Here is a 26264-nt window from a genome sequence, read left to right on the forward strand (position 1 = left end):
GTGGCGCCCAATTGTTGCGCTCAGACTATCCACCTGCACCACTTTGGGCGCCGCGGGCTTTCAATCATCATCCTGCCTGCGGCGCGGCGATCCAGGCGCCTTGGCCGCATCCGATGCGCAACGCCGACAACGAAAGGGAGCGCGAGGGCGATGGCCCTCGCATCTTACTTTTCCTGCTTCAGAACTGACTTCAAGCCGATCGCCCGAGCCACGCCCGCCAGACGATCGCCAGCCGCGCGCTAAGGTAATTATAAGCCAGCATACCCACTGTGGCTGTAGGCGCGGCCACCCACATCGGCAGGCCCAGCCCCGATTTCAGCCCCGCCAGCATCGCCAGCGCCAGGGGCACGCCCAGCGCCACTCCGGCCATGAAGCGCGCATAGGCGCCCCAGCCATGCGCCCGGCGAAACGTATGCCGCGCATGCAGCAGATAGCCCGCCGTACCACCCACAAACCAGCTGAGCGCCATGAGCGGCCCATAGCCCAGCCCGGCCCGGTCCCCGCCGATCAGCACGATGTTGTTGAGCACTGTCACCACCGCGCCCACACCCAGATAGCGCATGGGCTCGAAGTGGGTCAGGCGTCGGGCGGCGGCATACAGCTTCATGGTGCCGTGCCGGTTTCCGGAACGATGCGAAAGGCATAGTTGTTCGACCATGGGGCAATGGCCGCCTCGTCGGTGATGCATCCTGCGCCGAATGCCTCCTCCAGCACGCGCCGCGCCTCGCTTCGGGTCAGATAGGCAACCCGGTCACCGGTCAGGAAACGATCCGAGCCCCAAACCATCCAGGTCATCGGCGTGGTATCGCGGTGCCAGTCCTTGAAGGCCAGAACGCCGCCGGGGGCCATCAAGCCGCGGATCGCCGCCAGCAGGGATGACCGCGCACCGGCCGGCACATGGTGCAGCACATCGGACAGCACGATCAGATCGAAGGCGCCGGGCATCTCCTTGGCCAGCTCCTCGGCATACATCTTACGGAAGCGGACGCGACCCGGCGGCCCGGCGTAAAGCCGGCCGATGGTTTCGGCGACATCGATCGCTTCGATCGCCGCGCCGGGAAAGGTCGCCACAAGGCGCTCGGTGCTGTAGCCCTCGCCACACCCCAGTTCCAACACGCGGGCGGGCGCCGGCTGCCAGCGCGCCACAAGCTGGGTCCAGTCCGCCAGATCGAGGAACATCGCCCGCCACAGTTCGGACACACGCCTTTCATGCCGCCCGAACGCCCGTCGGACCAGCGCGCCTATTGCCATCTCACATATCTCCCGCAAGCTTGAGCCGCACGCGCGCCGCCACCCGGTCATACAGGCTGGTTTCACGCAAGAAGCGTCGCCAGCCCGCCGGGCCCAACGTCGCAACCTGAGCTATCGCCCGCGCCAATCCACCGGGACGGCCACGCGATGCCTCGGCCAAGGCGCAATTGACCGCCACCGAAGCCATCGCCCGGGCCTCGCCTCCCTTGGGCAGGGGGCGCAGGGCGGGCAGATGGCGGTCCAGCACAAATTGGTTTTGGGCGCGGAAATCGGCAATGTCGCGGCTGCCGGTCATGGTCAGCGACTGGCCATGCAGGCGAAAGCCGGTGGTCGCTCCGTCACGCACCAGCACATCGCCCGCCAGCGCCAGTTTCAGATAAAGATCCCAGTCGGCGGTGTACCACAACGCATCGTCCATGCCGCCCACAGCCAGAAACGTGTCGCGGCGAAAGATCGGCGAGGGCACGGCAATGGTGTTCTGCACGATCAGCGTGGCTGCAAGGTCGCGGCCCTTGTGCCGCCCGGGCGTGAAAGGCATGCGCCACGGCCCGACATTCTGCCCTCGAGAGCCGATCAGGCGTGAAGGGCCGATGGACAGCGCCGCATCGCCCATCGTCTTCACGGTGTCCGCCAGCGCCCGGTGATGCCCGGCCAGCCACAGATCGTCTTGATGCAGCATGGTGATATGAGCCCCGCGCGCCTGTGCCACGCCCCGGTTGATTTTAGCCGTCCATGGGCCAGTTTCGGGGGTATCGGTCCATATAATGTTCAGACGGTCGGCATGGCGCATGGCGATGGCGTGCGAAGCGCCGCCATCCTGGCCGGAATCATAGAACAGGAATTCCATGCCCGAGCAATCGCCCGCCGCCGCGCTGGTCAGGGTTGCATCCAGAAAGGCTGCGCCCTTGTGGATCGGCAGGATGACACTGAGCCAGGGAGTCATTTCAGACCGGTGAAAAAGCGCGCCTCATGCCCGGCCATGATTGCCATCAGGAAACCACCCAGGGCGTTCTGCAGCCCAAGCTGCACCAGCATCACGCCCATGGCCGCCGGCCATAGCGAGGAAGCCGCCTGATATTCACGCGCGACCCAGCCGTAGGCCACCAGCGCCAGCGCCAGCGCGCCCAACGCCATCAGCCCCAACCCTGCCAGCAGCATGCTTTCCAGACTGGCTACCCCATTGACCATGCCCGTGACCCATGTGGCGCGGCGATAGCCCTGACGGATGGAATAGAGATGGGTGGCCACCGCCATCAGCAAGGCCAGATGCCCCATCGCCACCAATGCTCCGCCCAGCAGGGTCCAGTAGCTGCCGATCTGGGGAAGGGTGTTGGGGCGGAAGAATTCTGTGCCCGCCCCACCCATCAGCACCAGTCCGGCGAGCAGCGCCAGCAGCGCGGGCACGCCGAAAACCCATGTCGGGCTGAGCATCAGCAGATAGCGCAAGTGGCGCCAGCCATCGCGCCATGGGCGCAGATGGGGCGCTCGGTCGCGCAGGTCGGGGCCGAGGGTGGCCGGCACCTGCTCGATGCGCTGGCCCAGCAGGGTGGATTTGATCACCATCTCGCTGGCGAATTCCATGCCGGTGGACGACAGGCCGCAAGCCAGAAAGGCTTGCTTGGTGATGGCGCGGATGCCGCAATGCGCATCGTCGATCCCGGCGCGGAAGAACAGGTTCAGCACGCCGGTCAGGATGGGGTTGCCGATGTAGCGGTTCTTCCAGGGCATGGCGCCCTTGGCGATGCCCCCGGCAAAGCGGCTGCCCATGCAGAGGTCCGCGCCCGCCACCAGTCGCCCGATCATCGCCACGCCGTCGAGGAAATTGTAGCTGCCGTCGGCATCGGCCATCAGCAGATAGCGGCCATGGCCGCCCTCGCACCCGCCGATCAGCGCCGCGCCATAGCCGCGCCGCGCCACCGGCACCACACGCGCGCCCTGCGATTGCGCATAGGCCTGGCTGCCGTCTGTCGAGCCATTGTCGGCGATCAGGATTTCGCTGGTCAGGCCGTATTTGGCGTGGATCGCCTGCGCCGCCTCGCGCGCATTGGCGAGGCAATGCGGCAGGGATTCGATCTCGTTGAGGCAGGGCATGATGATCGAGACATCCGGTTGTGTTGCCGGAATGGCCTCATCAGTCTGGCTGGATGTTATGGTATCGCTCAAACCCGGCTAGCTCCCGATGGGGCGCGTGAGCGGGTAGGTTGTACCATCCCCTGTCTTGCCCCACGGCCTGCCTAACAGGCACAAAGCGGCAAGAACAGAGAATGTTAGCCGAGTTTACCCCGTGTTTCGCCCGTTCAGGCGAATTCCTCGGTCTCGATGGTGGTCTGGGTCTTGGCGTCGTAGCGGCCGCCCGCCACCGTCTGCTGGTTGATCAGCGCATCGACCTTGGCCGAGAGCTCCGCATCGGGGCGCCAGTCCGCGCGGGTGACATTCTCTTCCAGATGGGCGATGCTGGTGGTGCCGGGGATGACATGCACATGCTCCCCGCGTGACAGCACCCAGCCCAGCGACAGCTGCGCGGGGGTGACGCCCGCTTCCTCAGCCAGCACGTTGAAGGCATCGACCAGCGCCAGATTCTGGTGCCAGTTCTCCACCGAGAAACGCGGCATGGGGCGGCGGATGTCCTTTTCCGCCAGCAGATTCGGGTCGCGCAGCCCGTTGGCCAGCACGCCGCGCGCCACCGGCGAAAAGGCGACCAGCGCGGTGCCAAGGCGCTTCGTGGCCTCCAGCACGGCGATTTCGACATTGCGCGTCCAGGGCGAATATTCGGTCTGCATTGCGGCGATGGGATGGGTGGCCACGGCCTTTTCCAGCGTCTGCGCACTCATTTCCGACAGGCCGATGGCGCCGATCTTCCCTTCCGCGATCAGATCGGCCATCGCGCCGACCGACTCCTCGATGGGTACGGTGAAATCGCGGCGGTGCATGTAATAGAGGTCGATATGATCGACCTCCAGCGCGGTCAGGCTCTTCTCGACCTCGGCGCGGATGGTCTCCGGCTTGCAGTCGATGCGGCGACCGGCATCATCGACGATGATGCCCATCTTGCTGGCCAGATAGACCTTGTCGCGCTTGCCCTTCAGCGCCTGCCCGACAAGGATCTCGTTACGGCCCAGCCCATAGAGCCGGGCCGTATCGAAGTGGCGGTATCCCAGATCGATCGCGCGGTGGAGCAGCGCGATGCCCTCCTCCGTCGAGGGTGGCAGGCCATAGGCCCATGACAGGCACATGCATCCCAGCCCGATGGGGGGCAGCGCCGTGCCCCCCAGATTCCGTTCAACCGCCACAGCTTGCATCATGACCAACCGTCCTGCTCTTCCAGACTGGCGGCCAGTTCGCCCAGCACGCGGTAGCAGTCAAGCACGCCGGCGACCGAGCTGTTGGGCTCGCGCCCTTCGGTGATGGCGGCGATGAACTCGCGGTCCTGCAGCTCGATGCCGTTCATCGAGACGGCCACGCCCGACACGTCGACGGGCTCTTCCTTGCCGTTCACCAGATCGTCGTAGCGGGCGATGTAGGTGCCGGTGTCGCCGATGTAGCGGAAGAAGGTGCCCAGCGGGCCATCGTTGTTGAACGAAAGCGCCAGCGTCAGGATCTGGCCCTTGTCGGTCTTGAGCTGGATCGACTGGTCGAGCGAGATGCCGAGTTCGGGATGCTTGGGGCCCTGCAGGATGTTGGCCTTCACCACCTTGGCGCCGGTCATGTACTGGAAGATATCGACCGAGTGAGCGGCGTGGTGCCACAGCAGATGGTCGGTCCAGCTGCGCGGCTCGCCCTTGGCGTTGATGTTCTTGCGGCGGAAGAAGAAGGTTTCCACGTCCATCGCCAGCACGTTGAACTCGCCCGCGTCGATCTTGTTCTTCACCCACTGGTGGCTGGGGTTGAAGCGGCGGGTGTGGCCCACCATGCAGACCTTGCCGGTCTCCTGCTGCACGCGCAGCACTTCCTGAGCATCGGCCCAGCTGTCCGCCACGGGGATTTCCACCTGCACATGCTTGCCCGCCTTCATCGCGGCAATCGCCTGCGAAGCGTGCATCTGGGTGGGGGTGGCCAGAATCACCGCGTCGATGTCGTCGCGCTGCAACACGGCGTCATAGTTGTCGCTGGCCTCGGTGATGCCGAATTTGTCGGCCACCTTCTGCGCGCTGTCCAGCGAGTTGGAGACCACCACGGCCACTTCGGCGTGGGGAATGTTCTTCAGGCCATCGATATGCTTTTCACCGAAAGCACCGGCGCCAACGACTGCGATTCTCATGTTACAGGCTCCAAAACGATATGGCCGACGGCCGTGTTGCTGCATGGCACGTGATAATGACGGTGCAGAAGACGGGTTTCGGCCCCCAGCGCGCCGCGCATGATGAGCCACATCACCATCTCGATCCCCTCGCTGCCGGTTTCCCGCAGATATTCGATATGGGGGATGGTGCGGTTCTTGTCGGAGGTGCCGACAAGCCCGTCCATGAAGGTGTTGTCCCAATCCGCGTTGATGAGACCTGCGCGCGGGCCCTGAAGCTGGTGGCTCATGCCGCCCGTGCCCCAGATCTGCACGTTGAGATCTTCCGGATAGCTTTCCACGGCGCGGCGGATCGCCTCGCCCAGCAGCCAGCAGCGGTTGCCGGTGGGGACGGGATAAGTCACCACGTTGACCGCCAGCGGAATGACCTTCACCGGCCACGCCTCGGGCTGGCCGAACATCATCGAGAGCGGCACGGTGAGGCCATGATCGACATCCATCTCGTTGATGATGGTCATGTCGAACTCGTCGAGGATCAGACTCTGGGCGATATGCCAGCCCAGATCGGGCTCGCCGATCACATCGGGCACCTCGCGCGGGCCCCAGCCCTCATCGGCGGGCTTGTAGCGCTCGCCCGTGCCGATGGCGAAGGTGGGGATGATGTTGGCATCGAAGGCCGAGGCATGATCGTTGTAGACCAGAATGATGACATCGGGCTTTTCGCCCTTGATCCATTCCTTGGTCCACTCATAGCCCGAAAAGATCGGGGTGAAATAGTCGTCCGTGGTCTTGCCCTGATCGACCGCCACACCCAGCAGGGGGATATGGCTGGAGCCGACACCGGCGGTAATCCGCGCCATATCAATAACCTCCTTTGATGGACCGCACGCCTTCGGGGCTGCGGCCACCGGCATCCATCATCGCCTTGTACTCAACCACGCTCATGCCGGTCATGGTGGAGACCGCCTGAAGGAAGCTGAGCCCGTCGGTCGAGAAGACCTTGGCGAGGAAATAGATGTTGCCGCCCAGATCGAGCAGGCGGTTGTAATCGCGGTCGAGCAGTGCCTGCTTGACCGCGTCCGAAAGCTGCCACTCATCGAGATAGGCCTTTTCGTCGGCGCGCCAGCGGGTGCGGTTCTCTTCCTTCATCAGGCTCATCGCGAACTGGTTGAGCCAGTAGCCCTTGCGGGCGCGCGCGGCGGTGTAGACGCGCGTGCCGGGGATATCCTCCAGCTCTTCCAGATATTCGGCGATGTCGCCCTGATTGCCGACGGGGCCGATGGCGCCCGTGGCTTCACCCTTGGGCTCGCCCAGATCTTCGGGGGTATCAGACGCGCCCTTGTCACTCATGGCCAATGGCCTTCAGCTTGGCATCCAGACGCGGGAAAACGCGGCGGGCATTGCCTTCAAAAATCGCATGGCGCTGCTCATCGGTGACGGGCAGGGCATCGACATAACGCTTGGTATCGTCGAAATACTGGCCGGTGGTGGGATCGATGCCACGCACCGCGCCGACCATTTCGCTGCCGAACAGGATGTTCTTGGTCTCGATCACCTCGTTGAGCAGGTTGATGCCCGGCTGATGATAGACGCAGGTGTCGAAGAACACATTGTTCATCAGATGCCCATCGAGCGCGGGCTTCTTGAGCATGTCGGCCAGCCCGCGATACCGGCCCCAGTGATAGGGCACCGCGCCGCCACCATGCGGAATGATGAAGCGCAGATTGGGGAAGCGGCTGAACAGATCGCCTTCCAGCAGCTGCATGAAGGCAATGGTGTCCGCCGCAATGTAGAAGGCGCCGGTGGCGTGCTGCGCGGGGTTGCAGCTGCCCGAAACGTGGATCATGGCGGGCACGTCCAGCTCGCTCATGGCCTCATACATGGGGAACCAGTATTCGTCGGTCAGCGGCGGGCTGGTGAAGTGGCCGCCGCCCGGATCGGGGTTGAGGTTGCAGCCGATAAAGCCCAGCTCCTCAACGCAGCGGCGCAGCTCCTTGATCGAGACCGACAGATCGCTCTGCGGGTTCTGCGGCAGCTGGCAGACGCCGGTGAAGGTTTCGGGGAACAGCTCCACCACGCGGGCGATCAGATTGTTGCAATGGATCGACCAGCTTTCCGACACCTGCTGGTCGCCCACATGATGCGCCATGGTGGAGGCGCGGGGGCTGAAGATCGTGTGATCGGCCTTGCGCTCCTTGATGAGGCGCAGCTGGTTCTTCTCGATCGTCTCGCGGATTTCATCGTCGCTGATGGCGGGATAGGCGGGGGCCGCCTCACCAGCCTTGAAGGCGGCCTTTTGCGCGTCGCGCCATGCGGTATGGGCGTCTGGCGCGGTGGTGTAATGCCCGTGGCAGTCGATCACCAAAGTCACGTTGCTATCCTTCCCTTCGAAATTGCTGTCCTGTCGGTCGGCCTTGCGCGCAACCGGAATTAGATGAGGCGATCCTTACGCCCGGCCATCTCGCGCTGGCGGGCCACCGTGCCGGTGGTCATCAGCGGCTCGATGCCGAGGCCTTCCAAAGTCTTGGCCGATTCTTCCATTTCGGCGGCGCGGCGGGCGCCGTGAGTCACCATGCGCTCGATGTTGTAGGCGGCCTTTTCGGCCCAGGGCTTGGGCTTTTCGCTGGCGTCGAGCGAGGCAAGAACCTCATCCACCACGCCTGCCTTTTGCGCGCCCAGCATCATCTCGGCGGTCAGCGCTTCCACGCCTTTCACCATCACGGAGCGGATCATCTTGATCGCGCTGGCGCGGCCCACCTCGTCACCCACCACGCGGATGTTGCGGAAACCGGCGCGGGCCAGAAGCTTTGCGGCATCGTCGGCCGCCGCGCCGCTCAGCAGCAGCGGCACATCGAGGCGCGCGGGATTCACCGGCGCCAGAATCGCCATATCGACATAGATGCCGCCCGCCTTCTCGATGGCCTCGGCGGCGGCGCGCTTGGTGCCCGGCGCCACCGAATTGCCATCGCACCAGATCGCGCCCTTGGGCAGCAGGGGCGCGGCGGCCACGGCAGCGGGCAGCGCCTCATCGGCGGTGACAAGGCACAGCACCAGATCGGCGTCGCTCAGCACGGCTTGCGCATCGCCCGTGCCCAGCCCCAGCGTCTGGGCCTGAGCCAGTCGCTCGGACTTCAGATCGCAGGCCCCGGCATTGAGTTCGTTGCCCGCGCGCCATCCGGCGGCACTGGCAAAGGTCTCGCCCGCCTCGCCAAAGCCGATCAGGGCGAGCGATAGGGGCAGCGAGGTGGCGGGGTTGAGCGTCATGCCGCCGGACCTGCCCCCGATCGCGGGAAACAGCCAATCGGAACTGCCCGCTTGCTATAAGATCATGCTAATCCTGTTGCGGATCGTGATCCGGATTGGAAGAGGTAAGCTGATGCAGTTGTTCGATAAAATCGACCTGAACCTGCGTGGGAACCCACGAAGCGCGCGTTGTGACGCCAATCATGCGCGCCAGCCCCGGCGGCGCGGCGCACAATGTGGTGAGCCAACCGGCCTCCAGCTCCACGGAAACCTGATCGGGGGACAAAAGGGTGAGGCAATCGCTTTCGATCAGCAGTTGGCGGATGGTCATCACCGATCCGGCCTCCACCAGCACCTGCGGCTGATCGAGCCCGGCGCGGGCGAACATCTGCTCCCACGCATCGCGCAAAGGCGCTCCCTGGGCGGCAATAATCCACGGCCATTGCGCCAGATCCTCCAGGGAGGGAGCTTGCCCCGCCAGGGGATGATCGCGCCGCCCCAGCACCACCGGATGGTCGAGGAACAGCTCGGTCTGCACCAGATCGGGCTCCATCAGCGGCTGGCGCAGCGCACCGATCATCAGATCGATGGCGCCATTGCGCAAAGGCTCGACCAGCTCGGCGCGTGAACCCTCCACGATGCGCAGCCGCACCTGCGGATGGCGCCGCACAAAGCGAGTCACCGCCGCCGGCAGCACCCGCGCGCGCGACAAAGGCATCGCCCCCACCGCCAGACTGCGCTGCTCATCCCCCTTCAGCGATGCCAGTTCGGCCAGCGCCGTCTCCAATTCGATCCGCCCGAGTCGCAGCGAGCGCGCCATGGCCCGCCCCGCCTCGGTCAGCATGATCGCCTTGCCGCGGCGCGCCACCAACTGCCGCCGCAGCGAAAGCGACAGATCGTTCACCGCGCGATGCAGCGACGGCAGGGACAGCCCCGTGATCTGCGCCGCCCCCACGTAAGACCCGGCATCGGCCAGCGCCAGCATCGCCCGCAACCGCGACATGGTGACATGCGGCGAGCCGATATGATCCAATGCCGCGCGGAATCGCGGCACCAGCAGCTGCGCCGCTTCGGTCTCCACCATGCCATTGTGCCGCCGCTCGAACAGCGGCAGGCCGAGCTGTTCTTCCATCCGTCCTAAGGCCTGTGTTATGGCCGGTTGGGTCAGACTCACCGCCTCGGCGGCGGCAATCATCGTGCCAAGCTCCGAAATCCGCACGATGGCGGCCAGATGGCGCAGGTTGAAATGCCAGATCTCCATCGCGCCATCTTAGCGAAATCTAATAGCCACGCCAGACTTCCGCTTTCCATCATCGGCGCCAAAGGCCCATCCCACGCCCCAAACAGATTTGAGGAGAACCCCCATGGGTGTCGTCGTCCAGAATATCCTCCGCGCCGATCAGGATGTGATCGACGGTCTTGCCAAATGCGGCGTGGCCACCGTCCATGAAGCCCAGGGCCGCACCGGTCTGCTGGCCGCCTATATGCGCCCCATCTACGCCGGCGCGCGCATCGCGGGCAGCGCCGTGACGATCAGCGCCGCCCCCGGCGACAACTGGATGGTTCACGTTGCCATCGAGCAACTGAAGGAGGGCGATGTTTTGCTTCTCGCCCCCACCAGCCCCTGCGAGGACGGCTACTTCGGCGACCTGCTGGCGACCAGCGCCCAGGCGCGTGGCTGCCGCGGCCTCATCATCGACGCCGGTGTGCGTGACGTGCGCGACCTGACCGAGATGAACTTCCCCGTATGGTCCAAGGCCGTTTCGGCGCAGGGCACGGTGAAGAACACTTTGGGCTCGGTGAACGTGCCGGTGGTTTGCGCCAATGCCGCCGTGCAGCCGGGCGATGTGATCGTGGCCGACGATGACGGCGTTGTGGTCGTGCCGCGCGAGAAGGCCGCCGAGGTGCTGAAGGCCGCTCAGGCGCGTGAGGCCAACGAGGGCGAGAAGCGCGAGAAGCTGGCTTCCGGCGTGCTGGGCCTCGATATGTACAAGATGCGGGAGCGTCTGGAGAAGGAAGGCCTGAAGTATATTTAAGGGATGAAAGCAGGGGGCCATCGCCCCCTGCACCCCCGTTACGTCTTCCGACACGGATGATGCGCAAGGCCCGATGGCAGCGCAAACGTCCCACCGCCGGAGGCTTGATTGCCTGCGGCGCTGCGGGCCTCGCTCCAAGGCCGAACCCGTGGCGCGAGGTAGACATTAAAGGGAGCGCGAGGGTTATGACCCTCGCATCTTATCTTCCTTCTCATAATCCAAAGAGAGGACACCCCATCATGACCACCGGATTTTCCGCCCCCTGCCTGTGGATGCGCGGCGGCACGTCGAAGGGCGGTTTCTTCCTGAAGAGCGACCTCCCCGCCGACACCGCCGAGCGCGATGCCTTCCTGCTGGGCGTGATGGGCAGCCCGGACGAGCGCCAGATCGATGGCATGGGCGGCGCCGATCCGCTGACCAGCAAGGTGGCGGTCGTCAGCAAATCCGCGCGGGAGGGGATCGATGTCGATTACCTGTTCCTGCAGGTCTTCGTCGATCAGGCGATTGTGACGGATGCGCAGAACTGCGGCAACATTCTGGCGGGCATTGGGCCCTTCGCCATCGAGCGCGGTCTGATCGAGGCCACGGGTGACGAAACCCGTGTGGCGATCTTTATGGAGAACACCGGGCAGGTTGCCGTGGCTACCGTGCAGACGCCGGGCGGTGTGGTGACTTACAACGGTGACGCGAAGATCGATGGCGTGCCCGGTTCGCACGCCCCCATTCCGCTGGAGTTCCGCGATACCGCCGGGTCGTCCTGCGGCGCGCTGCTGCCCAGCGGCAATGCGGTGGATGTGATCAATGGCGTGCCGGTCACGCTGATCGACAATGGCATGCCCTGCGTGGTGATGAAGGCGCAGGATGTCGGCATCACCGGCTATGAGGACCGCGACAGCCTCGACGCCAACACCGAGCTGAAAGCCAGGATCGAAGCGATCCGTCTGGCCGTGGGCGAAACCATGAATCTGGGCGATGTGAAGGAAAAGTCCGTCCCCAAGATGATGCTGGTGGCGCCTCCCAAGAACGGCGGCGCGGTTACCGTGCGCAGCTTTATCCCGCATCGCGCGCATGCCACCATCGGCGTGCTGGGCGCGGTTTCTGTCGCCACGGCCTGCCTGATTCAGGGTTCCCCCGCCGCCGAAGTGGCCGATACCCCCGATGGCAACCGCAAGATGCTCTCGGTCGAGCACCCCACCGGCGAGATGAGCTGCGTGCTGGAGCTGGACGACAAGGGGCAGGTCGCCACCGCCGCCCTGCTGCGCACCGCGCGCAAGCTGATGGATGGCATCGTTTTCGGATGAACACCTTCCAGCAAGTTTTCGGCTGAAACATGCCAGAGGAGAGTTTCAATGACTGACCGTATCACCTCGTGGCACAGCGCCCCGTCCAAGCCCGCCTTCACCCCGCCCCCCGGCGCGGTGGACGCCCATTGCCACGTTTTCGGGCCCATGGCGGAGTTCCCCTTCAGCCCCAAGGCCAAGTATCTGCCCGAGGATGCCGGGCCGGACATGCTCTTCGCCCTGCGTGACCATCTCGGCTTCTCGCGCAATGTGATTGTGCAGGCGTCGTGCCACGGCACCGACAATGCCGCGACTCTGAACGGCATTGCGCTCTCCGGAGGCAAGGCGCGCGGTGTGGCCGTGGTCGATCCCGATATTTCGGCGGAAGATCTGGCCGATCTGCACGCCAAGGGCATGCGCGGCGTGCGCTTCAACTTCCTCAAGCGCCTGGTGGACAACGCCCCCAAGGATAAGTTCCTCGATCTCGCTGCCCGCCTGCCCGAAGGCTGGCATGTGGTGATCTATTTCGAGGCCGATATCCTCGAAGAGCTGCGCCCCTTCATCGCGGCCATCCCCGTGCCCGTGGTGGTGGATCATATGGGCCGCCCCGATGTCTCCCAGGGCCCCGATGGCGAGGATCTGAAAGCCTTCCGCCGCCTGCTGGAAAGCCGCGATGACATCTGGTTCAAGCCCACCTGCCCCGACCGCCTCGACGCCAGCGGCGATCCGTGGAACGACTTCGCCGCCGCCATCGCGCCGCTGGTGGAGGACTATCAGGATCGCGTGATCTGGGGCACCGATTGGCCGCACCCCAACATGGAAAAGAACATCCCCGATGATGGGCATATCGTGGATATGATCCCGCGCATCGCGCCCACGGAGGAGCTGCAGCAGAAGCTGTTGGTGACCAATCCGATGCGGTTGTATTGGCCCGAAGAACTTTAAGCTTAGGGATTAAAAGAGACATGCGAGGGCCATCGCCCTCGCGCTCCCTTTAATGTCTGCGTTGCGCTACGGGTTCGGTCATGGAGAGAAGCTCGCAGCGCCGCAGGCCATAAAGCCTCCGGCGGTGGGACGTTTGTGCTGGGATCAGGCTTGGCGCTTCATCTGTGCCGGAAGACGTAACGGGGGTGCAGGGGGCTTTGGCCCCCTGCTTCAATCCCTTAAAAACCTTTGGTGCGGACGGCGGGACTCGAACCCGCACGAGCAAGGCTCAGAAGATTTTAAGTCTCCGGCGTCTACCATTCCGCCACGTCCGCGCACATCGTGCCTGTGGCAGATCATGCCAGACGGAGCAAGTGCCCCGAAACAGTCGCGAATCAAGCCTCGACGTTGAGGCGCGCGCGCATTTCCTTGCCGGGCTTGAAGAAGGGCACGCGCTTGCCGGGCACGTCCACCGATTCGCCGGTGCGCGGGTTGCGGCCCTTGCGGGGCTCACGCTCACGCGAGGAGAAGGCGCCGAAGCCGCGCAGTTCAACGCGGCCGCCTTCGGCCAGACGCTGTGCGATTTCGTCGAAGAAGACATCGACCACACGCTCGACATCGTCGGCGCGCAGTTCGGGGTTCGCCTTGGACAGAGCCTGAAGCAGTTCCGATCGGATCATTCAACTTCCCCCAACCCGTGAAAGCTACCGATGCCTCCGCCGGTCCCACTTCCGGCCGGCGGCATCATTCCATCAGTGCAATGCTTATAAGTGCCATAAGTTGCGGAACAGTCAAGAGTTCTCGCCAATCCGGAAATGGGACAGGCCCATTTTCCGCAGCAGATTCTCAGCCCGTCTGCTTCGCCAGCAATTCCTGCGCGTCCAGGCCCAGGCGGTCGATGCGCTGGCGGATGGCGGGCCACTCTTCTGTCAGGAACTGGTCGCGCTCGGTCTTGCGCAGGCGGGTGGCGGCGTTGGGGGCCACCAGCATGCCCACGCCGCGCTGCACTTCCACCAGACCGTCCAGCTGGAACTGTTGGTAGGCCTTGGCCACGGTGAGCGGGTTGGCGCCCTGCTCCGCTGCCAGCGCCCGCACCGAGGGGAGCAATGTCCCTTCCGGATAGGTGCCATCGATGATGGCTGCGGCGATCATGTCGCGCAGCTTGAGATAGACGGGCTTGGGTGATGCGACCATGGTGCATGAGTGCCATAATACAGCCTCTCACGCAAGCTTTCCTGCGGGGTTTGGCCTTTGGTCGTAATGCAATCGGGCGCTTTTGGCGGTCGATCTGACGTTTCGTTACTTCATCGCCTTTTGCGAAAATCCGGTTCCCACTTTTGGGCGCAATGCTTTAATCCTGCCGCGATGAGAGATGCTTCGAACGCCGCCCCGCGCCAATGGATGGGGCACCCCGTACAGCTTGCCCGCCTGTTCTCCATCGAGATGTGGGAGCGTTTCGGCTTCTACGGCATGCGGGCGCTGCTAACCCTTTATCTGACCAAGCATTTCGTGCTGGGCGATCACGCCTCGACCGGGATCTATGGCGGCTACACCGCGCTGGTCTATCTGACGCCGCTGGCGGGCGGTCTGGTGGCGGACCAGTTTCTGGGGTCGAAACGCTCGGTGAAATTCGGCGCGCTGGTGATGGCCGCGGGCTATTTCGCGCTGGCCTTCGGCGGCGCGGCAGCGAAACCATGGGTCGAATTCGATGGCGCGCGCCACGATGTGGTGATCGAACATTTCCACGATGGCCCCACCAGCGGCGCGCAGGAGCGCCGCGTGGTGATCGTCAATGGAAGCCCCGAGCAGATCCGCGGCAATGACGATGGCAACATCGACCTGCTGGCCGGTGATGGCCAGGTCGCCCGCCATCTGGCCTCCGGTACGCTGAAGGAAGGCGCGCAACGCGAAGGCTGGCGCGTGGCGCTGATGCTGATGGCGCTCTCCGCCGTGGCGGTGGGCAACGGCTTCTTCAAGCCCAACATCTCCACCATGGTCGGCGCGCTTTACGAGCAGGGCGACAGGCGGCGCGATGCCGGTTTCACCATCTTCTACATGGGCATCAACCTCGGCTCGATGATCGGGCAGACGGTGGCGCCGTGGCTGGCTGACGCCTATGGCTGGCCCGCCGGTTTCGGTTCGGCAGGCGCGGTGATGCTGCTGGCCTGGGGCATGCTGCGCTTCGATGGCGGGCGTCTGGCCGGCTATGGCGAAACCCCGCAGCGCGAGGGCGGGGATCGCGCATGGACGATCTATGCGCTGGCCGTGCTGGCCATCCCGCTGTTCTACCTGCTCTTCGTCAATCTGATGGACACGCCGGAGCCCGTCGCGGGCGCGGGCCTTGCCGGTTACCTGCTGGGCCTGCCGCTGATGGGCAAGTTCCTGTGCGGCACCTTTGCGGTGGCCCTGCCCGCGATCCTGATCTGGTCATGGCGGGTGGGCAGCCGCATCGAATTCCAGATGATGGTGGCGGCCATGGTGCTGATCACCTTCAACACCGTATTCTGGAGCCTGTTCGAGCAGGCCGGTTCCTCCCTCACCCTCTTTGCCGACCGCAACACCGACCGCACCATCTGGGGCAGCCTGAGCATGTCCGCGCCGCAGACTCAGCAGTTCAACTCGGTGGCGATCGTCGTGCTGGCGCCGGTGATGGGCGCGCTATGGGGCTGGATGGGCCGCCGGGGGTGGGAACCCTCGATTCCCGTGAAATTCGCGCTGGGCCTGATCGGCGTGGGGGCAGGCTTCCTGTTTCTTGTGCTGGGCGCGCAATTTGCCGGGCCCAGCTTCAAGGTGGGGCTGATCTGGCTGGCGGGGCTCTATGTGATCCATTCGATCGCGGAACTGTGCCTCTCGCCCGTGGGGCTTTCCATGATCACCAAGCTGGCGATCCCGCGCGTGGTGGGCCTGATGATGGGAACATGGTATCTCTCCATGGCGCTGGGCGAGTATGGCGCAGGCCTGCTGGCGCAGCTGGCCACGGTGAAGACCGTGGGGGGCGAGGTGACCAACCTCAAGCTCAGCCTTGAAACCTATATCGCCACCTATCGCCAGATCGGCTGGTCATCGGTGGGCGTGGGCGTGGTGTTGCTGGCGATTGCGCCGCTGCTCAAGCGGCTGATGCACGGTGTGCGTTAAGCACCCAAACCAAGAGTCCTGCGCTGAAGGGTTTGACGGCAGGCTCAGGCGGTGAGAGATTGGCAAGGTTCCAGCCATGGAGCCTGCCATGACCTTGCCGCCCAGCGCCCATCCCATCGGTTTCGTCTTCAGCATCAACCCTCAGGCGCTCAAACCTTTCTACGCCGATGTGCTGGGCCTGCCGCCGACCGGAGAGGACGATTTCGCCATCGCCTTCGATCTGGGCCAGGGCGCGATGTTGCGCCTGACCAACCTGCCTAGCCATAAGCCCGAACCCCACACCGCCTTCGGCTGGAGCGTGGTGGATATCCGCGCCACCATCCTCGCGCTGAAAGCCAAGGGCGTGGCGTTCAAGACCTATGAGGGTTTCGGGCAAGACTCGGACGGCGTCTGGACCGCCCCCGATGGCCGGACCATGGTGGCATGGTTCCCCGACCCCGAAGGCAATCTGCTCAGCCTGACGCAGTTCTGAAGCATCGTGCGAAAAAGTGGGAACCGGTTTTTCGCTTAAAACGATGCGACAACAAAAGCTTAAGGTTCTTATTCGGCCCCGGCGGTGCAATCGGCGCACATGCCGCGCAGCTCCACCACGGGGCGCACATCGGCAAAGCCCGCCGCCTTGGCCGCCTCGACCAAGGCGCCGGTCAATTTGTCATCGTCGATATGCACGGCCTTGCCGCAGACTTCGCAGATCAGGAAGATGCAGTCGTGGCGGCAGCCTGGATGCGGGTTGGCGATATAAGCGTTCGCACTTTCCACCCGCCGCGCCAGATTGGTCCGCACGAACAGGTCCAGAATGCGATAGACGCTGTTGGCCGCCACGCGCTTGCCGCGCAGCTTCGAGACCGCCTCGGCAATGTCATAGGCCGAGGCCGGTTTGCCCTCACCAGCCAGCGCATCATACACATCGCCGCGCATGTCGGTCCATTGCTCGCCGGCCAGCTCCAGCGCAGCGCGGGCGGCGTGGACAAGGCCGTCGCCGGAGAGTTCGTGATGGTGGTGATGTGCGGACATGAGCTTGTTGTAGCCGGGTTAAGAGGAAGAAGGAAGAAAGATGCGAGGGGGTTACCCCCTCGCGCTCCCATGAGTGTCTGCGTTGCGCACAGCGTTCAGCCTCGGAGCAACGTTGCAGCGCCGCAGGCCATAAAGCCTCCGGCGGTGGAACGTTTGTGCTGGGATCTGGCTTTGCGCTCCATCTGTGTCGGGAGACATAATGGGGGTGCAGGGGAGCCAACCGATTTCTCTCGAGAAATCGGCACTTAAAACGCCGCCCTCTGCTTCAATCCCTCAATTCCTCGTAAAATCAGCTTTATAGGCCTGAGGAAACAGCTTCTTCAGCCCTTCCACCTTGGCCACGTCCCAATACTGGATGTAGGGATGGCCGGGGTTTTTCAGCATGAAATCCTGATGATAGGTCTCGGCGGGATAGAAGCCCTTCATGGGCTCCACCCGGGTGACCACGGCGCCCTTCCACAGATGGGCGGCATCCAGCTGAGCCAGATAGGCGCGGGCGACTTTGTCCTGCTCCGGGCTCTGAGGCACCAGCGCGCTGCGATATTGCGTGCCGCTGTCCGGGCCCTGACGGTTCAACTGCGTGGGATCGGCCACCACCGAGAAGAAGATGCGCAACAATTGGTCATAGCGCACCACCGCGGGGTCATAGGTGACGCGCACGCTCTCGGCATGGCCGGTGTCGCCCTCGCTCACACTATCGTAATTGGCGGAGGAGGCGCTGCCGCCCTGATAGCCGGAAACGGCGCTGGTCACGCCCTTCACATGCGAGAAGACGCCTTCCACGCCCCAGAAGCAGCCGCCGGAGAAGATCGCGACCTTCTTGCCGGGCGCTTCCTGCGCGGGAATCCTGGCTTCGGGAGTCAGGAGGATGGTTTCGCCCGCAGGCGCGGTGGCCTGCCCCCTGTTTTGCCCACCGGCGTTTTGCCCACCGGCCTGCGCCGTATCGGCTGGCGAACACGCTGCCGCCAGCATCAGCATCGCAACAGCCAGGGCGGGGCGCATGGTCAGGGCATCCTTAGCGTGAGGGAGCAGCCACCGCAGCGGGAATCACCGAGTTGCTGGCACCGTTATGGGTGGTCAGGAACAGGCAGATCGCAATGGCGCCCAGCGTGAAGCCGACGGCGAAAGAGCGGAACAGGTCTGATTTGAAAAGGCTCATGGGAGGGGTCGACTTGTCTGGCGGGCTTTGGGGAAGCCCTTTGGGGGGAGGCCCTAAATGGTGCTGCCGTCAAAAAGTTCCAGCCCCTCTTTGGTCTGACACAGTTTCCTGCGCGACAAAAAGGCGTGGCGCTGCGACGAACGGCTCGTCGCAGCGCCTGATTAGCGTGGAGTCGATGAACCCGGCCTTTCGGCGCGGTTCACCTTTGTCGTCATTAGTGTCGGAAGTGTCGCATGCCGGTGAAGACCATCGCCAGACCGGCCTCGTCGGCAGCCTTGATGACCTCATCGTCACGCATCGAGCCGCCCGGCTGGATCACCATGGTGGCGCCGGCTTCGACAGCGGCCAGCAGACCGTCGGCGAAGGGGAAGAAGGCGTCCGAGGCGACCGCGCTGCCCTTGGTGTGGACATCGGCAAAGCCATGCGTCTCGGCGGCTTCCTTGGCCTTGGCGGCGGCGATGCGGCTGGAATCGCGACGGTTCATCTGACCCGCGCCGATGCCCGCCGTGATGCCGTCCTTGGCATAGACGATGGCGTTGGACTTCACATGCTTGGCCACGGTCCAGGCGAAGAGGGCGTCGGTCAGCTCCTGTTCGCTGGGCTGGCGCTTGGTGACGACCTTCAGATCGTCCAGCGTGATGCTGCCATTGTCGCGGTTCTGCACCAGCAGGCCACCGGCGATGGGCTTGACCGTCAGGCCCTCGCGCTTGGGATCGGGCAGTTCGCCGGTCAGCAGCAGGCGCAGGTTCTTCTTCTTGGCGAAGACTTCCTTGGCGGCGTCATCGGCGTCGGGGGCGCAGACCACTTCGGTGAAGATGCCGCTGATCGCCTCGGCGGTGGGGCCATCGAGCGGGCGGTTCACGGCGATGATGCCACCGAACGCGCTGACCGAGTCGCACTTCAGGGCAGCCTCATAGGCCTCCACCAGCGTGGCGGCGGTGGCCACGCCACAGGGGTTGGCGTGCTTGACGATCACCACCGTCGGCTCGGCATCGCGGAATTCGGCGACCAGCTCCAGCGCGGCGTCGGCGTCGTTGTAATTGTTGTAGCTCAGCTCCTTGCCCTGCACCTGCACGGCATTGGCGATGCCCTTGGCCGCCGGGCCCTTGGGCAGGTACAGCGCCGCCTTCTGATGCGGGTTCTCGCCATAGCGCAGCGTGGTGGTGCGCTCGGCGGTGATCGCGAGGGTTTCGGGGAAGATCTCGCCCTGATCGGCATGGGCGAACCACTGGCTGATCGCGCCGTCATAGCTGGCCGTCAACGCATAGGCCTTGGCGGCGAACTTGCGGCGCTGGGCCAGCGTGGTCTCGCCAGCAGCCACAGCGGCATAATCGGCCGGATCGGTGACGATGGCGACGAACTCATGGTTCTTGGCCGCGCTGCGCACCATCGAGGGGCCGCCGATGTCGATGTTCTCGATGATCTCCTCGCGCGTGCCGCCCTTGGCGACCGTCTGCACGAAGGGATAGAGGTTCACCACCACCAGATCGATCGCGCCGATGGCATGCTCGTGCATGCTGGCGACGTGTTCGGCATTGTCACGCACCGCCAGCAGACCGCCATGGACCTTGGGGTGCAGCGTCTTCACGCGGCCATCCATCATCTCGGGGAAGCCGGTCAGCTCGCTGATGTCCTTCACAGCCAGACCGGCGTCGCGCAGCGCCTTGGCCGTGCCGCCCGTCGAGACCAGCTCAACACCCTTTGCCGCCAGAGACTTGCCCAGATCGACCAGCCCGGTCTTGTCCGAAACGGAGAGCAATGCGCGGCGAATGGGAACGATATCGGTCATCTTGCGGCCTTTCCTGCGGAGGCGGATGGGCGGGTTGTCGTCGCCCTGCTGTTGCGCGCCCCCATAAGGATTTTGGCCGGTTTGGCTAGGGGGCCTGCGGGGTTTTGAAGGATTCGAGAAGGTAAAGGGCAGGAAGGAAAAGATTAAATGCGAGGGTCATAACCCTCGCGCTCCCTTTATTGTCTGCGTTGCGCTTCGGGTTCGGCCATAGAGCAACGCCGCCGCGCCGCAGGCAGGAACGAGCGCGCGGTGCTGGAGGATTTAAAGCCTGCGGCGCCTGAGGTGGTGCAGGTGGCTCGTCCGGGCGCAAGGATCGGGAACCCCTGCGGCTTCGTCGGGAGACGGAATGGGAGCGCGAGGGGGTAACCCCCTCGCATCTTCCCTTCAAACCTTCACCCCATCTTCTTCAACAACCAGGCAAAATTCCCGCCCCCGCGCGAGACCATGCCCTGAATCACGATCTGCTGCACCGGCACCGGGCGCCCTTGCCCGTCACACCAGATTGATTCCTCGATGGCGATCTCGCCCGAGCCGACGCGGAACTGCCAGTAGGAACCATCGGGCAGCGCCAGACCCACGCCCTGCTTGTCTTGGGACAGGCCGACGTCGATCCCGGGGCCAAGGTGGAAGCGGATGGCATAGCTCACCATCCCGCGCTTGCCTTTGCGGCCTTGCGGCACGAGCAGGTCTTCGCCGCGCAGTTCGGTGCCATCATCGCGCAGAATGAGGATGCGGCGGTGGATCAGGCCATAGCGGGTGGAATAACCGTCATGGCTGGCTTCCAGACGGGTGGCGCCCCAGCTGCCGGCGGTGCCTTCGCCCTCCAGCGTGCGGCGATCGACCTCAACCTCGGCCACGCCATTGCCAAGGCCGCCGTTGATCAGCACGGCTGTGGAGTTGGCATCGTCGAGCACCAGCGTGGAATGGGCTGCCGTAGCGCGCAGCCCCTGCTCCAGTCGCACCGGCATCAGGCCACCGGCTGCCGCCGCGCCGCCGCAATTGACGATGATGCGCTGCCCGGCGTGGCTCAGCTCAAAAGCCAAAGTCGAGGCGCAACCGGTGCGGGCGTGGCGCGCCAGCGGCGGGGGCGCGGCATCGAACTGCAGCAGGCTCTTGCCCGCGCTGACGCGCTGATAGCCCCACTGCCGCACATCGCGCAGCGGGCGGGTGCGCACGCCCGTCGCCGCGATCATGCGCGACACCGCATCCGCCGAAACCGCCCAGCTGCCCTGCCAGCTGCCCAGCGAGCCATCGCCATGCGCCAGCGCCAGCAGCGGCGGCACCATCAGCTGCAGGATCGAATCGAGCGCACGGGGCGGCTCACGGCGGGTGGCGCGATAGCAGGCGATCAGGCGGACAAGCGCGCCCATCGCCTCCATCTGGCCGAGCGGGCTGCGGCTCATCACGCCGCCATCGTCACCCAGCAGCTCGCCCAATGCAGCGATCAGGCCCGATTCACCATAGAGGCGGCGCGGGCGGCCATCGGGCAGCAGCAGACCGGCGGCGACAATGGCCGACCAGCCCGTCACCTGCGCCAGCAGATCCTCGCCTCGGGTCACATTGCGGTCGAGCCAGCGGGCGGTGTCGGCGATCACCTCCATGATGCGGTGGCGCTGCGCCCGGTCCGGGCCGGAGAGGATCAGCGGGGCATGCACCAGCCAGTTGAGCAGGCGGTTGCCGGCATTGTCCACGCTCCACGCCGGGCCTTTGCCGGGGCGCGAGGGCGGCTTGGGGTTGGCCTGCATCCAGGCGCCCAGAATGCGTTCGGCGACGGGGGTGATCTGGTCGCGGCCATCGCGGCTGTTACGGTCGGCCTGGCCCAGCGCTTCCAGATCGGCCAGCCAGCCGAAGCCATGCACGGCCTGCTCGACGGGCGGCGCCAGACGCGCCACGCCCGCGAAATCGACCTGCATGATCGGCAGTTTCAGCCCATGCACCAAAAAATGACCCGAGCGCAGGGCCATGCCCGAGGCGCGGTCGCCCGGCAGCGGATTGGCGACGGCGGCCAGCAGGCGCGGCTTGGCGGGCTTGCGGAACGGCGCGGCGAGCATTCCGCCCGAAACGCCCATGCGATAGGCCATGCGGATCAAGCGCTCGCCCGCGCCCACCTTTGGGGGCCCGAAATCGGCCAGCGCCAGAGCGCGGCTGGGTTCGATCAGCTTGGCATCGCGGCTGCGGCCTGATCCCTGTCGCTCATCGGCGAGCAGGGCGGTTTCCTCATGCGAGGGCTGGGTGGAGGTCAAGGGAATGGCGCGCGTACGCACCGTCCCTTCACGGGAACCCGAAGGATCAGCACCTGACGTTCCCCCGACCTCCCACATCGTTCATCCGGCCCTTTTCAGCGCCGCGATGTTCGCGGCATAATGCTCCGGCCCACCCCGGAAACTGGACGTTCCCGCCACCAGCACATCCGCCCCCGCGGACACGCATTGGCGTGCGGTTTCCACATCGACACCGCCATCCACCTGAAGGTGAATGGCCTTGCCGGTGGCTTCGATCATGTTGCGCACCGTCTCGATCTTGCGCAGCTGGCTGGAGATGAACTTTTGCCCGCCGAAGCCGGGGTTCACACTCATCAGCAGCACGATGTCGAGATCCTCAAGCAGATAGTCGAGGCAATCGACCGGCGTGGCCGGATTGAGCACCAGACCCGGCTTGCAGCCAAGCGCGCGGATCGCCTGCACCGTGCGGTGCGGATGCGGACCGGCCTCCGGGTGGAAGGTGATGTGATCGGCCCCGGCCTCGGCGAAACCTTCCAGATAAAGGTCCACCGGCGAGATCATCAGATGCACGTCGAAAGGCTTTTGCGTGTGCGGGCGCAGCGCCTTCACCACCATCGGGCCGATGGTGATGTTGGGCACGAAATGCCCGTCCATCACATCCACATGGATCCAGTCCGCCCCGGCGGCGTCGATGGCGCGCACTTCCTCGCCCAGCCGCGCGAAATCGGCCGAAAGGATCGAGGGAGCAATCAGGGGAATGGTCATGACGGGCAGGCTCTCGACGGAAATCGACTTGGCTTAACCCCCGATTCGCGGCCACTCAAGCACCGACCCTGCCATTTTCCACACAGTTCGCCGCCACCGGGCCTCAAGTTGCGGGTGTTTAAGGAGAATTACGTTGCCATACTGTTGCCAAGAAGTGCTGGCACCACAGGCTGCACTCCTGTATTGCCCCGCCCGACCAGTCAGGCCCGGGGGGGATGGCAGGAAGGTTAACCCTGTTGGAGGCCCCTCGCTTGCGGTGGGCCAGTGTTGCTTGTTCGACTGGATGCCAGACCAGATGCCTTTTTCGCCCCTCCCCCTGCTCGCCCGTCGGCTGCGTGTTGCAGTCGCCGCCGTGGCTTTCGCAGCTGCCTTGCCTGCCACGCCCGCTCTGGCCGATGGAGCGCCTCCGGGATGCACCGGCCCCGCCAGCCCGCATTGGATCAATGTGGTGGTGGAAAATGTGCGCAACGATTCCGGCCAGATCGCCATCACGCTCTATGCCGATGATTCCAGCAAGTTTCTGGTGAAGCACGGCTCGCTCTATGTGGGGCGGACCAAGGCTGTCGCCGGGACCACCAACACCTGCATTTACCTGCCGAAAACAGGGGTGTGGGTGCTGGCGCTGTATCATGACGAGAACTCGAACCAGAAGTTCGACCTGACCAGCTTCAAGATGCCCGCCGAAGGCTATGGTTTCTCGAACAACCCGCCCACCTTGCTGGGGCTGCCGACGTTCAGTTCCGTGCGCCTGAACGTGACGCGTGACGGGCTGACGTCGCATATCAAGATGAAGTATCCTTGATATTTTAAGCAGGTTTTGAAGGGGCTTAAGGAGGGAATGCGAGGGGGTTACCCCCTCGCGCTCCCATAACGTCTTCCGGCTCATGGGCAGTGGCGCCCAGATGGGGCGCGCAGCCTCTCCACCTGTGAAACCTGCGGCGCTGCAAACTATGCGCAAGGCCGAACCCGACGCGCAAGGCAGACACTAAAGGGAGCGCGAGGGCGATGGCCCTCGCATATCCTTGTTTACCTTTGAAAATACCCAGCCAGATACCGGGGCGCCAAAGCCTCGGCCAGCTCATGCGCGCGGGGATCGTCGACATCCATCCACCACGCGTCGTTCTCGTCCTCGCCGATATCGAAGGTGGCGGCGCGGCCACGGTTGGCCAGCACCTGCATGCCTTCCGACAGACTGCCGCCCTTGCCCTGAGCGATGGCCTCGCCAATGGCCTCAGCCAGTTCCGGCGTGGCGAGGAAGGCGCCGCAGTCCACCACGTTCCAGATGGGAATCGTCTTGCCGATGGCCTGAATGAAGCCCCGGTCGTCGGTTTCGACCCATGTGGCGTCGTCGGGATCGATCAGCGGGCTGTCGATGCGCTGGTCCACCGCCAGAGTCACACCGCGATCCGTCCCGCCCTGTTTGGCGAGGCGCTGCAGGATCGAGGGGGCGAAGATATGGTCCGCCATCATCAGCAGGTAATCACCCGCGATGCGCTCGGCCCCGGCCATCACCGACCAGCCGTTGGGCTTGGACCAGTCGCCGATTCGCACCGGCTCCACGGCGATGCCCACGCGGTCCGACAGTGCGGGCAGCGCGCCTTCGAGGCGGTCCGCCGCATGGCCTGTCACCACCACCACCTTGCCCGCGCCCGCCGCCTTGGCGTTGCGGATGCCCAGTTCGATCAAGGGAATGCCTGCGATGGGGGTCAGCGGCTTGCTGGGTGAAATGTCGGCAAGGCGGCTGCCGTAGCCGGCGGCAATGATCAGGGCGTCCATTCGGGGCTTTCGGGTGGTTTTGAAGAAAAGTGAAAATGCGAGGGTCATCACCCTCGCGCTCCCTTTAGTGTCTGCGTTGCGCTCTGACTAGGCCGGGGTTTTCGCCCGTAAAGCGCCGCAGGCAGAAAAGGTTTTAAAGCCTGCGGCGCCCTTGGGTGGCGCAGGTGGAGAGGTCTTGCGCAACGATGCGGTGCCCCTGCCCTCTCGTCGGAAGACGGAATGGGAGCGCGAGGGGGTAACCCCCTCGCATCTTCCTTGCTTCCAATCCTGCAAAAACAAAACGCCGGCTGGGCAAACCCAACCGGCGTCATGTTGTTCAAAAGCGAACAGCTTACTCGGCAGCGATGGCCTGGTCAGCGATGTAGCTCTCGACCATCTGCGCGGCGACATCGTCGCTGAACTGCACGGGCGGGTGCTTGCAGAAGTAGGCCGAGGGGCCGGTCAGGGCGCCGCCCTCACCGCGCTCCAGCGCGACCTTGCAGCAGCGGATGGCGTCCATCACGCAGGCGGCCGAGTTGGGGCTGTCTTCCACCGAGAGGCGCAGCTCCAGGTTCATGGGCACGTTGCCCCACTGCGCGCCTTCCAGACGGAGGAAGCACAGCTTGTTGTCCTTCTGCCAGGGAACATAGTCCGAGGGGCCAACGTGGATGTTCTCGTCTTCCAGGCGCGTGGCCAGCATGGCCTGCACGGCTTCGGTCTTCGATTCCTTCTTGGAACCCAGACGCTGGCGGTCGAGCATGTTCATGAAGTCGGTGTTGCCACCGGTGTTGAGCTGGTAGGTGCGCTCCACGGTCACGCCGCGGGCGGCGAACAGGCTGGAGAGCACGCGGTGCACGATGGTGGCACCGACCTGGGCCTTGATGTCGTCGCCGACGATGGGCAGGCGCTTGTCAGCGAACTTCTTTTCCCACTCGGGGCGGCTGGCGATGAACACGGGCATGCAGTTGACGACGGCAACGCCGGCCTCAAGCGCGCATTCCATGTAGAATTCGGTGGCGGTCTGCGAACCGACGGGCAGGAAGTTCACCAGAACCTCGGCGCCGCTGTCCTTGATGGCGGCGATGATGCCGTCCTTGGTGGCTTCGGGCTCGTCGGCCAGGATGAAGCCCTTGTCGCCCATGCCGGTCATGTGGTCGGCCACGCCGTCCAGGATCTTGCCCATGATGACCTTGGTGCCGCTGGCGGGCACGTCGGCATGGAACACGGCCGTGCAGTTGGGGCCTGCGAAGATGGCTTCGGAAATGTCCTTGCCGACCTTGCGCTTGTCGACGTCGATGCCGAGCACGAAGTCCACATCGCCGGCGCCATAGCCGCCGATGCGGTCATGGATCAGACCTTCCGACGAGTTGTTGGCACGATAATAGGCAACGCCCTGAACCAGCGAGCTGGCGCAATTGCCCACGCCGATCACGGCGACCTTAATCGGTTTCATC

At 64.6% G+C, this 26264-nt stretch carries 28 protein-coding genes and 1 tRNA gene; 7 read left to right on the forward strand and 22 right to left on the reverse strand.

Annotated features, from left to right (window positions below; translation table 11 throughout):
* The coding region (locus SR3_RS32200) for a hypothetical protein (protein ID WP_218018837.1) at nucleotides 1–188 on the forward strand (188 nt) is incomplete at its 5' end.
* Between the two features lie 2 nt (nucleotides 189–190).
* Here SR3_RS32200 and SR3_RS16560 read toward each other — a convergent pair.
* The 11 genes from SR3_RS16560 to SR3_RS16610 all read right to left on the reverse strand — a co-directional run bounded on the left by SR3_RS16560 (nucleotide 191) and on the right by SR3_RS16610 (nucleotide 9992).
* On the reverse strand, nucleotides 191–607 hold the full coding sequence (locus SR3_RS16560) for a GtrA family protein (RefSeq protein ID WP_068088550.1): 417 nt from the start codon (nucleotides 605–607) through the stop codon (nucleotides 191–193).
* A complete protein-coding gene (locus SR3_RS16565; RefSeq protein WP_169805650.1) occupies nucleotides 604–1200 on the reverse strand; it encodes a class I SAM-dependent methyltransferase in 597 nt (198 codons plus the stop codon). The genes SR3_RS16560 and SR3_RS16565 overlap by 4 nt, the downstream gene beginning before the upstream one ends.
* 52 nt (nucleotides 1201–1252) lie before the next feature.
* Nucleotides 1253–2194, reverse strand: a complete 942-nt coding sequence (locus SR3_RS16570) for a glycosyltransferase (protein WP_068088557.1) — start codon at nucleotides 2192–2194, stop codon at nucleotides 1253–1255.
* Nucleotides 2191–3414: a glycosyltransferase family 2 protein gene (locus tag SR3_RS16575; RefSeq protein WP_068088560.1), complete on the reverse strand. Its 1224-nt coding sequence runs from the start codon at nucleotides 3412–3414 to the stop codon at nucleotides 2191–2193. The genes SR3_RS16570 and SR3_RS16575 overlap by 4 nt, the downstream gene beginning before the upstream one ends.
* Before the next feature lie 134 nt (nucleotides 3415–3548).
* Complete coding sequence (locus SR3_RS16580; RefSeq protein ID WP_245653955.1) at nucleotides 3549–4553, reverse strand: aldo/keto reductase; 1005 nt, start codon at nucleotides 4551–4553, stop codon at nucleotides 3549–3551.
* Entirely contained in the window at nucleotides 4550–5509 is a 960-nt protein-coding gene (locus SR3_RS16585; RefSeq protein WP_068088563.1) for a Gfo/Idh/MocA family oxidoreductase, read from the reverse strand. The genes SR3_RS16580 and SR3_RS16585 overlap by 4 nt, the downstream gene beginning before the upstream one ends.
* The gene (locus SR3_RS16590) at nucleotides 5506–6348 is read right to left on the reverse strand and encodes a class III extradiol dioxygenase subunit beta (protein ID WP_068088566.1); all 843 of its coding nucleotides are present in this window, start codon (nucleotides 6346–6348) and stop codon (nucleotides 5506–5508) included. Before SR3_RS16590 ends, SR3_RS16585 begins: the two co-directional genes overlap by 4 nt.
* 1 nt (nucleotide 6349) lies before the next feature.
* The gene (gene ligA, locus SR3_RS16595) at nucleotides 6350–6838 is read right to left on the reverse strand and encodes a protocatechuate 4,5-dioxygenase subunit alpha (protein ID WP_084455647.1); all 489 of its coding nucleotides are present in this window, start codon (nucleotides 6836–6838) and stop codon (nucleotides 6350–6352) included.
* Entirely contained in the window at nucleotides 6831–7859 is a 1029-nt protein-coding gene (locus SR3_RS16600; protein ID WP_068088569.1) for an amidohydrolase family protein, read from the reverse strand. The genes ligA and SR3_RS16600 overlap by 8 nt, the downstream gene beginning before the upstream one ends.
* A 59-nt stretch (nucleotides 7860–7918) precedes the next feature.
* A complete protein-coding gene (locus SR3_RS16605; protein WP_068088572.1) occupies nucleotides 7919–8752 on the reverse strand; it encodes an NAD(P)-dependent oxidoreductase in 834 nt (277 codons plus the stop codon).
* A gap of 67 nt (nucleotides 8753–8819) precedes the next feature.
* On the reverse strand, nucleotides 8820–9992 hold the full coding sequence (locus tag SR3_RS16610) for a LysR family transcriptional regulator (RefSeq protein WP_068088575.1): 1173 nt from the start codon (nucleotides 9990–9992) through the stop codon (nucleotides 8820–8822).
* A 103-nt stretch (nucleotides 9993–10095) separates the two neighbouring features.
* Between SR3_RS16610 and ligK the strand changes: the two genes are divergently transcribed.
* The 3 genes from ligK to SR3_RS16625 all read left to right on the forward strand — a co-directional run bounded on the left by ligK (nucleotide 10096) and on the right by SR3_RS16625 (nucleotide 12992).
* Complete coding sequence (gene ligK / locus SR3_RS16615) at nucleotides 10096–10767, forward strand: 4-carboxy-4-hydroxy-2-oxoadipate aldolase/oxaloacetate decarboxylase (protein ID WP_068088578.1); 672 nt, start codon at nucleotides 10096–10098, stop codon at nucleotides 10765–10767.
* A gap of 239 nt (nucleotides 10768–11006) precedes the next feature.
* Nucleotides 11007–12068, forward strand: a complete 1062-nt coding sequence (locus SR3_RS16620; protein ID WP_068088581.1) for a 4-oxalomesaconate tautomerase — start codon at nucleotides 11007–11009, stop codon at nucleotides 12066–12068.
* 48 nt (nucleotides 12069–12116) lie between these two features.
* Nucleotides 12117–12992: an amidohydrolase family protein gene (locus SR3_RS16625; protein ID WP_068088584.1), complete on the forward strand. Its 876-nt coding sequence runs from the start codon at nucleotides 12117–12119 to the stop codon at nucleotides 12990–12992.
* Nucleotides 12993–13221: 229 nt separating this feature from the next.
* Here SR3_RS16625 and SR3_RS16630 read toward each other — a convergent pair.
* The 3 genes from SR3_RS16630 to SR3_RS16640 all read right to left on the reverse strand — a co-directional run bounded on the left by SR3_RS16630 (nucleotide 13222) and on the right by SR3_RS16640 (nucleotide 14165).
* Nucleotides 13222–13306, reverse strand: a tRNA-Leu gene (locus SR3_RS16630).
* Nucleotides 13307–13366: 60 nt separating this feature from the next.
* Nucleotides 13367–13651: an integration host factor subunit beta gene (locus SR3_RS16635; RefSeq protein ID WP_068088585.1), complete on the reverse strand. Its 285-nt coding sequence runs from the start codon at nucleotides 13649–13651 to the stop codon at nucleotides 13367–13369.
* 166 nt (nucleotides 13652–13817) lie between these two features.
* Nucleotides 13818–14165 carry a GntR family transcriptional regulator gene (locus SR3_RS16640; RefSeq protein WP_068088588.1) on the reverse strand — a complete coding sequence of 116 codons (348 nt, stop codon included), beginning with the start codon at nucleotides 14163–14165 and terminating at the stop codon, nucleotides 13818–13820.
* Nucleotides 14166–14336: 171 nt separating this feature from the next.
* On the opposite strand from SR3_RS16640, the gene SR3_RS16645 reads away from it, so the two are divergent.
* Both SR3_RS16645 and SR3_RS16650 read left to right on the forward strand, forming a co-directional pair.
* Complete coding sequence (locus tag SR3_RS16645) at nucleotides 14337–16106, forward strand: peptide MFS transporter (RefSeq protein WP_068088591.1); 1770 nt, start codon at nucleotides 14337–14339, stop codon at nucleotides 16104–16106.
* An 88-nt stretch (nucleotides 16107–16194) separates the two neighbouring features.
* The gene (locus tag SR3_RS16650; RefSeq protein ID WP_068088594.1) at nucleotides 16195–16578 is read left to right on the forward strand and encodes a VOC family protein; all 384 of its coding nucleotides are present in this window, start codon (nucleotides 16195–16197) and stop codon (nucleotides 16576–16578) included.
* A 68-nt stretch (nucleotides 16579–16646) separates the two neighbouring features.
* Here SR3_RS16650 and SR3_RS16655 read toward each other — a convergent pair whose 3' ends face one another.
* The 6 genes from SR3_RS16655 to rpe all read right to left on the reverse strand — a co-directional run bounded on the left by SR3_RS16655 (nucleotide 16647) and on the right by rpe (nucleotide 23055).
* On the reverse strand, nucleotides 16647–17120 hold the full coding sequence (locus SR3_RS16655) for a Fur family transcriptional regulator (RefSeq protein WP_068088597.1): 474 nt from the start codon (nucleotides 17118–17120) through the stop codon (nucleotides 16647–16649).
* Between the two features lie 273 nt (nucleotides 17121–17393).
* Nucleotides 17394–18122: a peptide-methionine (S)-S-oxide reductase MsrA gene (gene msrA, locus SR3_RS16660; protein WP_245653956.1), complete on the reverse strand. Its 729-nt coding sequence runs from the start codon at nucleotides 18120–18122 to the stop codon at nucleotides 17394–17396.
* 13 nt (nucleotides 18123–18135) lie between these two features.
* Nucleotides 18136–18279, reverse strand: a complete 144-nt coding sequence (locus SR3_RS31875) for a hypothetical protein (RefSeq protein WP_169805651.1) — start codon at nucleotides 18277–18279, stop codon at nucleotides 18136–18138.
* A gap of 214 nt (nucleotides 18280–18493) precedes the next feature.
* On the reverse strand, nucleotides 18494–20068 hold the full coding sequence (gene purH / locus SR3_RS16665; RefSeq protein WP_068088600.1) for a bifunctional phosphoribosylaminoimidazolecarboxamide formyltransferase/IMP cyclohydrolase: 1575 nt from the start codon (nucleotides 20066–20068) through the stop codon (nucleotides 18494–18496).
* 392 nt (nucleotides 20069–20460) lie between these two features.
* A complete protein-coding gene (locus tag SR3_RS16670) occupies nucleotides 20461–22389 on the reverse strand; it encodes a heparinase II/III family protein (protein WP_084455648.1) in 1929 nt (642 codons plus the stop codon).
* A 3-nt stretch (nucleotides 22390–22392) separates the two neighbouring features.
* Nucleotides 22393–23055, reverse strand: a complete 663-nt coding sequence (gene rpe / locus SR3_RS16675; protein WP_068088606.1) for a ribulose-phosphate 3-epimerase — start codon at nucleotides 23053–23055, stop codon at nucleotides 22393–22395.
* A gap of 295 nt (nucleotides 23056–23350) precedes the next feature.
* On the opposite strand from rpe, the gene SR3_RS16680 reads away from it, so the two are divergent.
* On the forward strand, nucleotides 23351–23857 hold the full coding sequence (locus SR3_RS16680; protein ID WP_068088608.1) for a DUF2141 domain-containing protein: 507 nt from the start codon (nucleotides 23351–23353) through the stop codon (nucleotides 23855–23857).
* A 224-nt stretch (nucleotides 23858–24081) separates the two neighbouring features.
* Here SR3_RS16680 and SR3_RS16685 read toward each other — a convergent pair whose 3' ends face one another.
* Both SR3_RS16685 and SR3_RS16690 read right to left on the reverse strand, forming a co-directional pair.
* The gene (locus SR3_RS16685) at nucleotides 24082–24831 is read right to left on the reverse strand and encodes a phosphocholine cytidylyltransferase family protein (protein WP_068088611.1); all 750 of its coding nucleotides are present in this window, start codon (nucleotides 24829–24831) and stop codon (nucleotides 24082–24084) included.
* 331 nt (nucleotides 24832–25162) lie between these two features.
* Nucleotides 25163–26263: an inositol-3-phosphate synthase gene (locus SR3_RS16690; RefSeq protein WP_068088617.1), complete on the reverse strand. Its 1101-nt coding sequence runs from the start codon at nucleotides 26261–26263 to the stop codon at nucleotides 25163–25165.
* Between the last annotated feature and the right edge of the window lies 1 nt (nucleotide 26264).

This window comes from Novosphingobium rosa NBRC 15208 (assembly GCF_001598555.1).
GTDB classification, from domain to species: Bacteria; Pseudomonadota; Alphaproteobacteria; order Sphingomonadales; family Sphingomonadaceae; genus Novosphingobium; species Novosphingobium rosa.

Excerpts from the sequence above, each read along its gene's own strand:
- ligA (WP_084455647.1), bottom strand. The coding sequence starts at position 6,838 with ATGAGTGACAAGGGCGCGTCTGATACCCCCGAAGATCTGGGCGAGCCC.
- ligK (WP_068088578.1), top strand. The coding sequence starts at position 10,096 with ATGGGTGTCGTCGTCCAGAATATCCTCCGCGCCGATCAGGATGTGATC.
- SR3_RS16560 (WP_068088550.1), bottom strand. The coding sequence starts at position 607 with ATGAAGCTGTATGCCGCCGCCCGACGCCTGACCCACTTCGAGCCCATG.
- SR3_RS16585 (WP_068088563.1), bottom strand. The coding sequence starts at position 5,509 with ATGAGAATCGCAGTCGTTGGCGCCGGTGCTTTCGGTGAAAAGCATATC.
- SR3_RS16640 (WP_068088588.1), bottom strand. The coding sequence starts at position 14,165 with ATGGTCGCATCACCCAAGCCCGTCTATCTCAAGCTGCGCGACATGATC.
- SR3_RS16690 (WP_068088617.1), bottom strand. The coding sequence starts at position 26,263 with ATGAAACCGATTAAGGTCGCCGTGATCGGCGTGGGCAATTGCGCCAGC.
- purH (WP_068088600.1), bottom strand. The coding sequence starts at position 20,068 with ATGACCGATATCGTTCCCATTCGCCGCGCATTGCTCTCCGTTTCGGAC.
- SR3_RS16620 (WP_068088581.1), top strand. The coding sequence starts at position 11,007 with ATGACCACCGGATTTTCCGCCCCCTGCCTGTGGATGCGCGGCGGCACG.
- SR3_RS16680 (WP_068088608.1), top strand. The coding sequence starts at position 23,351 with ATGCCTTTTTCGCCCCTCCCCCTGCTCGCCCGTCGGCTGCGTGTTGCA.
- SR3_RS16645 (WP_068088591.1), top strand. The coding sequence starts at position 14,337 with ATGAGAGATGCTTCGAACGCCGCCCCGCGCCAATGGATGGGGCACCCC.
- SR3_RS16605 (WP_068088572.1), bottom strand. The coding sequence starts at position 8,752 with ATGACGCTCAACCCCGCCACCTCGCTGCCCCTATCGCTCGCCCTGATC.
- SR3_RS31875 (WP_169805651.1), bottom strand. The coding sequence starts at position 18,279 with ATGAGCCTTTTCAAATCAGACCTGTTCCGCTCTTTCGCCGTCGGCTTC.
- rpe (WP_068088606.1), bottom strand. The coding sequence starts at position 23,055 with ATGACCATTCCCCTGATTGCTCCCTCGATCCTTTCGGCCGATTTCGCG.
- SR3_RS16610 (WP_068088575.1), bottom strand. The coding sequence starts at position 9,992 with ATGGAGATCTGGCATTTCAACCTGCGCCATCTGGCCGCCATCGTGCGG.
- SR3_RS16650 (WP_068088594.1), top strand. The coding sequence starts at position 16,195 with ATGACCTTGCCGCCCAGCGCCCATCCCATCGGTTTCGTCTTCAGCATC.
- SR3_RS16685 (WP_068088611.1), bottom strand. The coding sequence starts at position 24,831 with ATGGACGCCCTGATCATTGCCGCCGGCTACGGCAGCCGCCTTGCCGAC.
- SR3_RS16570 (WP_068088557.1), bottom strand. The coding sequence starts at position 2,194 with ATGACTCCCTGGCTCAGTGTCATCCTGCCGATCCACAAGGGCGCAGCC.
- msrA (WP_245653956.1), bottom strand. The coding sequence starts at position 18,122 with ATGCGCCCCGCCCTGGCTGTTGCGATGCTGATGCTGGCGGCAGCGTGT.
- SR3_RS16625 (WP_068088584.1), top strand. The coding sequence starts at position 12,117 with ATGACTGACCGTATCACCTCGTGGCACAGCGCCCCGTCCAAGCCCGCC.
- SR3_RS16655 (WP_068088597.1), bottom strand. The coding sequence starts at position 17,120 with ATGTCCGCACATCACCACCATCACGAACTCTCCGGCGACGGCCTTGTC.
- SR3_RS16590 (WP_068088566.1), bottom strand. The coding sequence starts at position 6,348 with ATGGCGCGGATTACCGCCGGTGTCGGCTCCAGCCATATCCCCCTGCTG.
- SR3_RS16580 (WP_245653955.1), bottom strand. The coding sequence starts at position 4,553 with ATGATGCAAGCTGTGGCGGTTGAACGGAATCTGGGGGGCACGGCGCTG.
- SR3_RS16670 (WP_084455648.1), bottom strand. The coding sequence starts at position 22,389 with ATGTGGGAGGTCGGGGGAACGTCAGGTGCTGATCCTTCGGGTTCCCGT.
- SR3_RS16635 (WP_068088585.1), bottom strand. The coding sequence starts at position 13,651 with ATGATCCGATCGGAACTGCTTCAGGCTCTGTCCAAGGCGAACCCCGAA.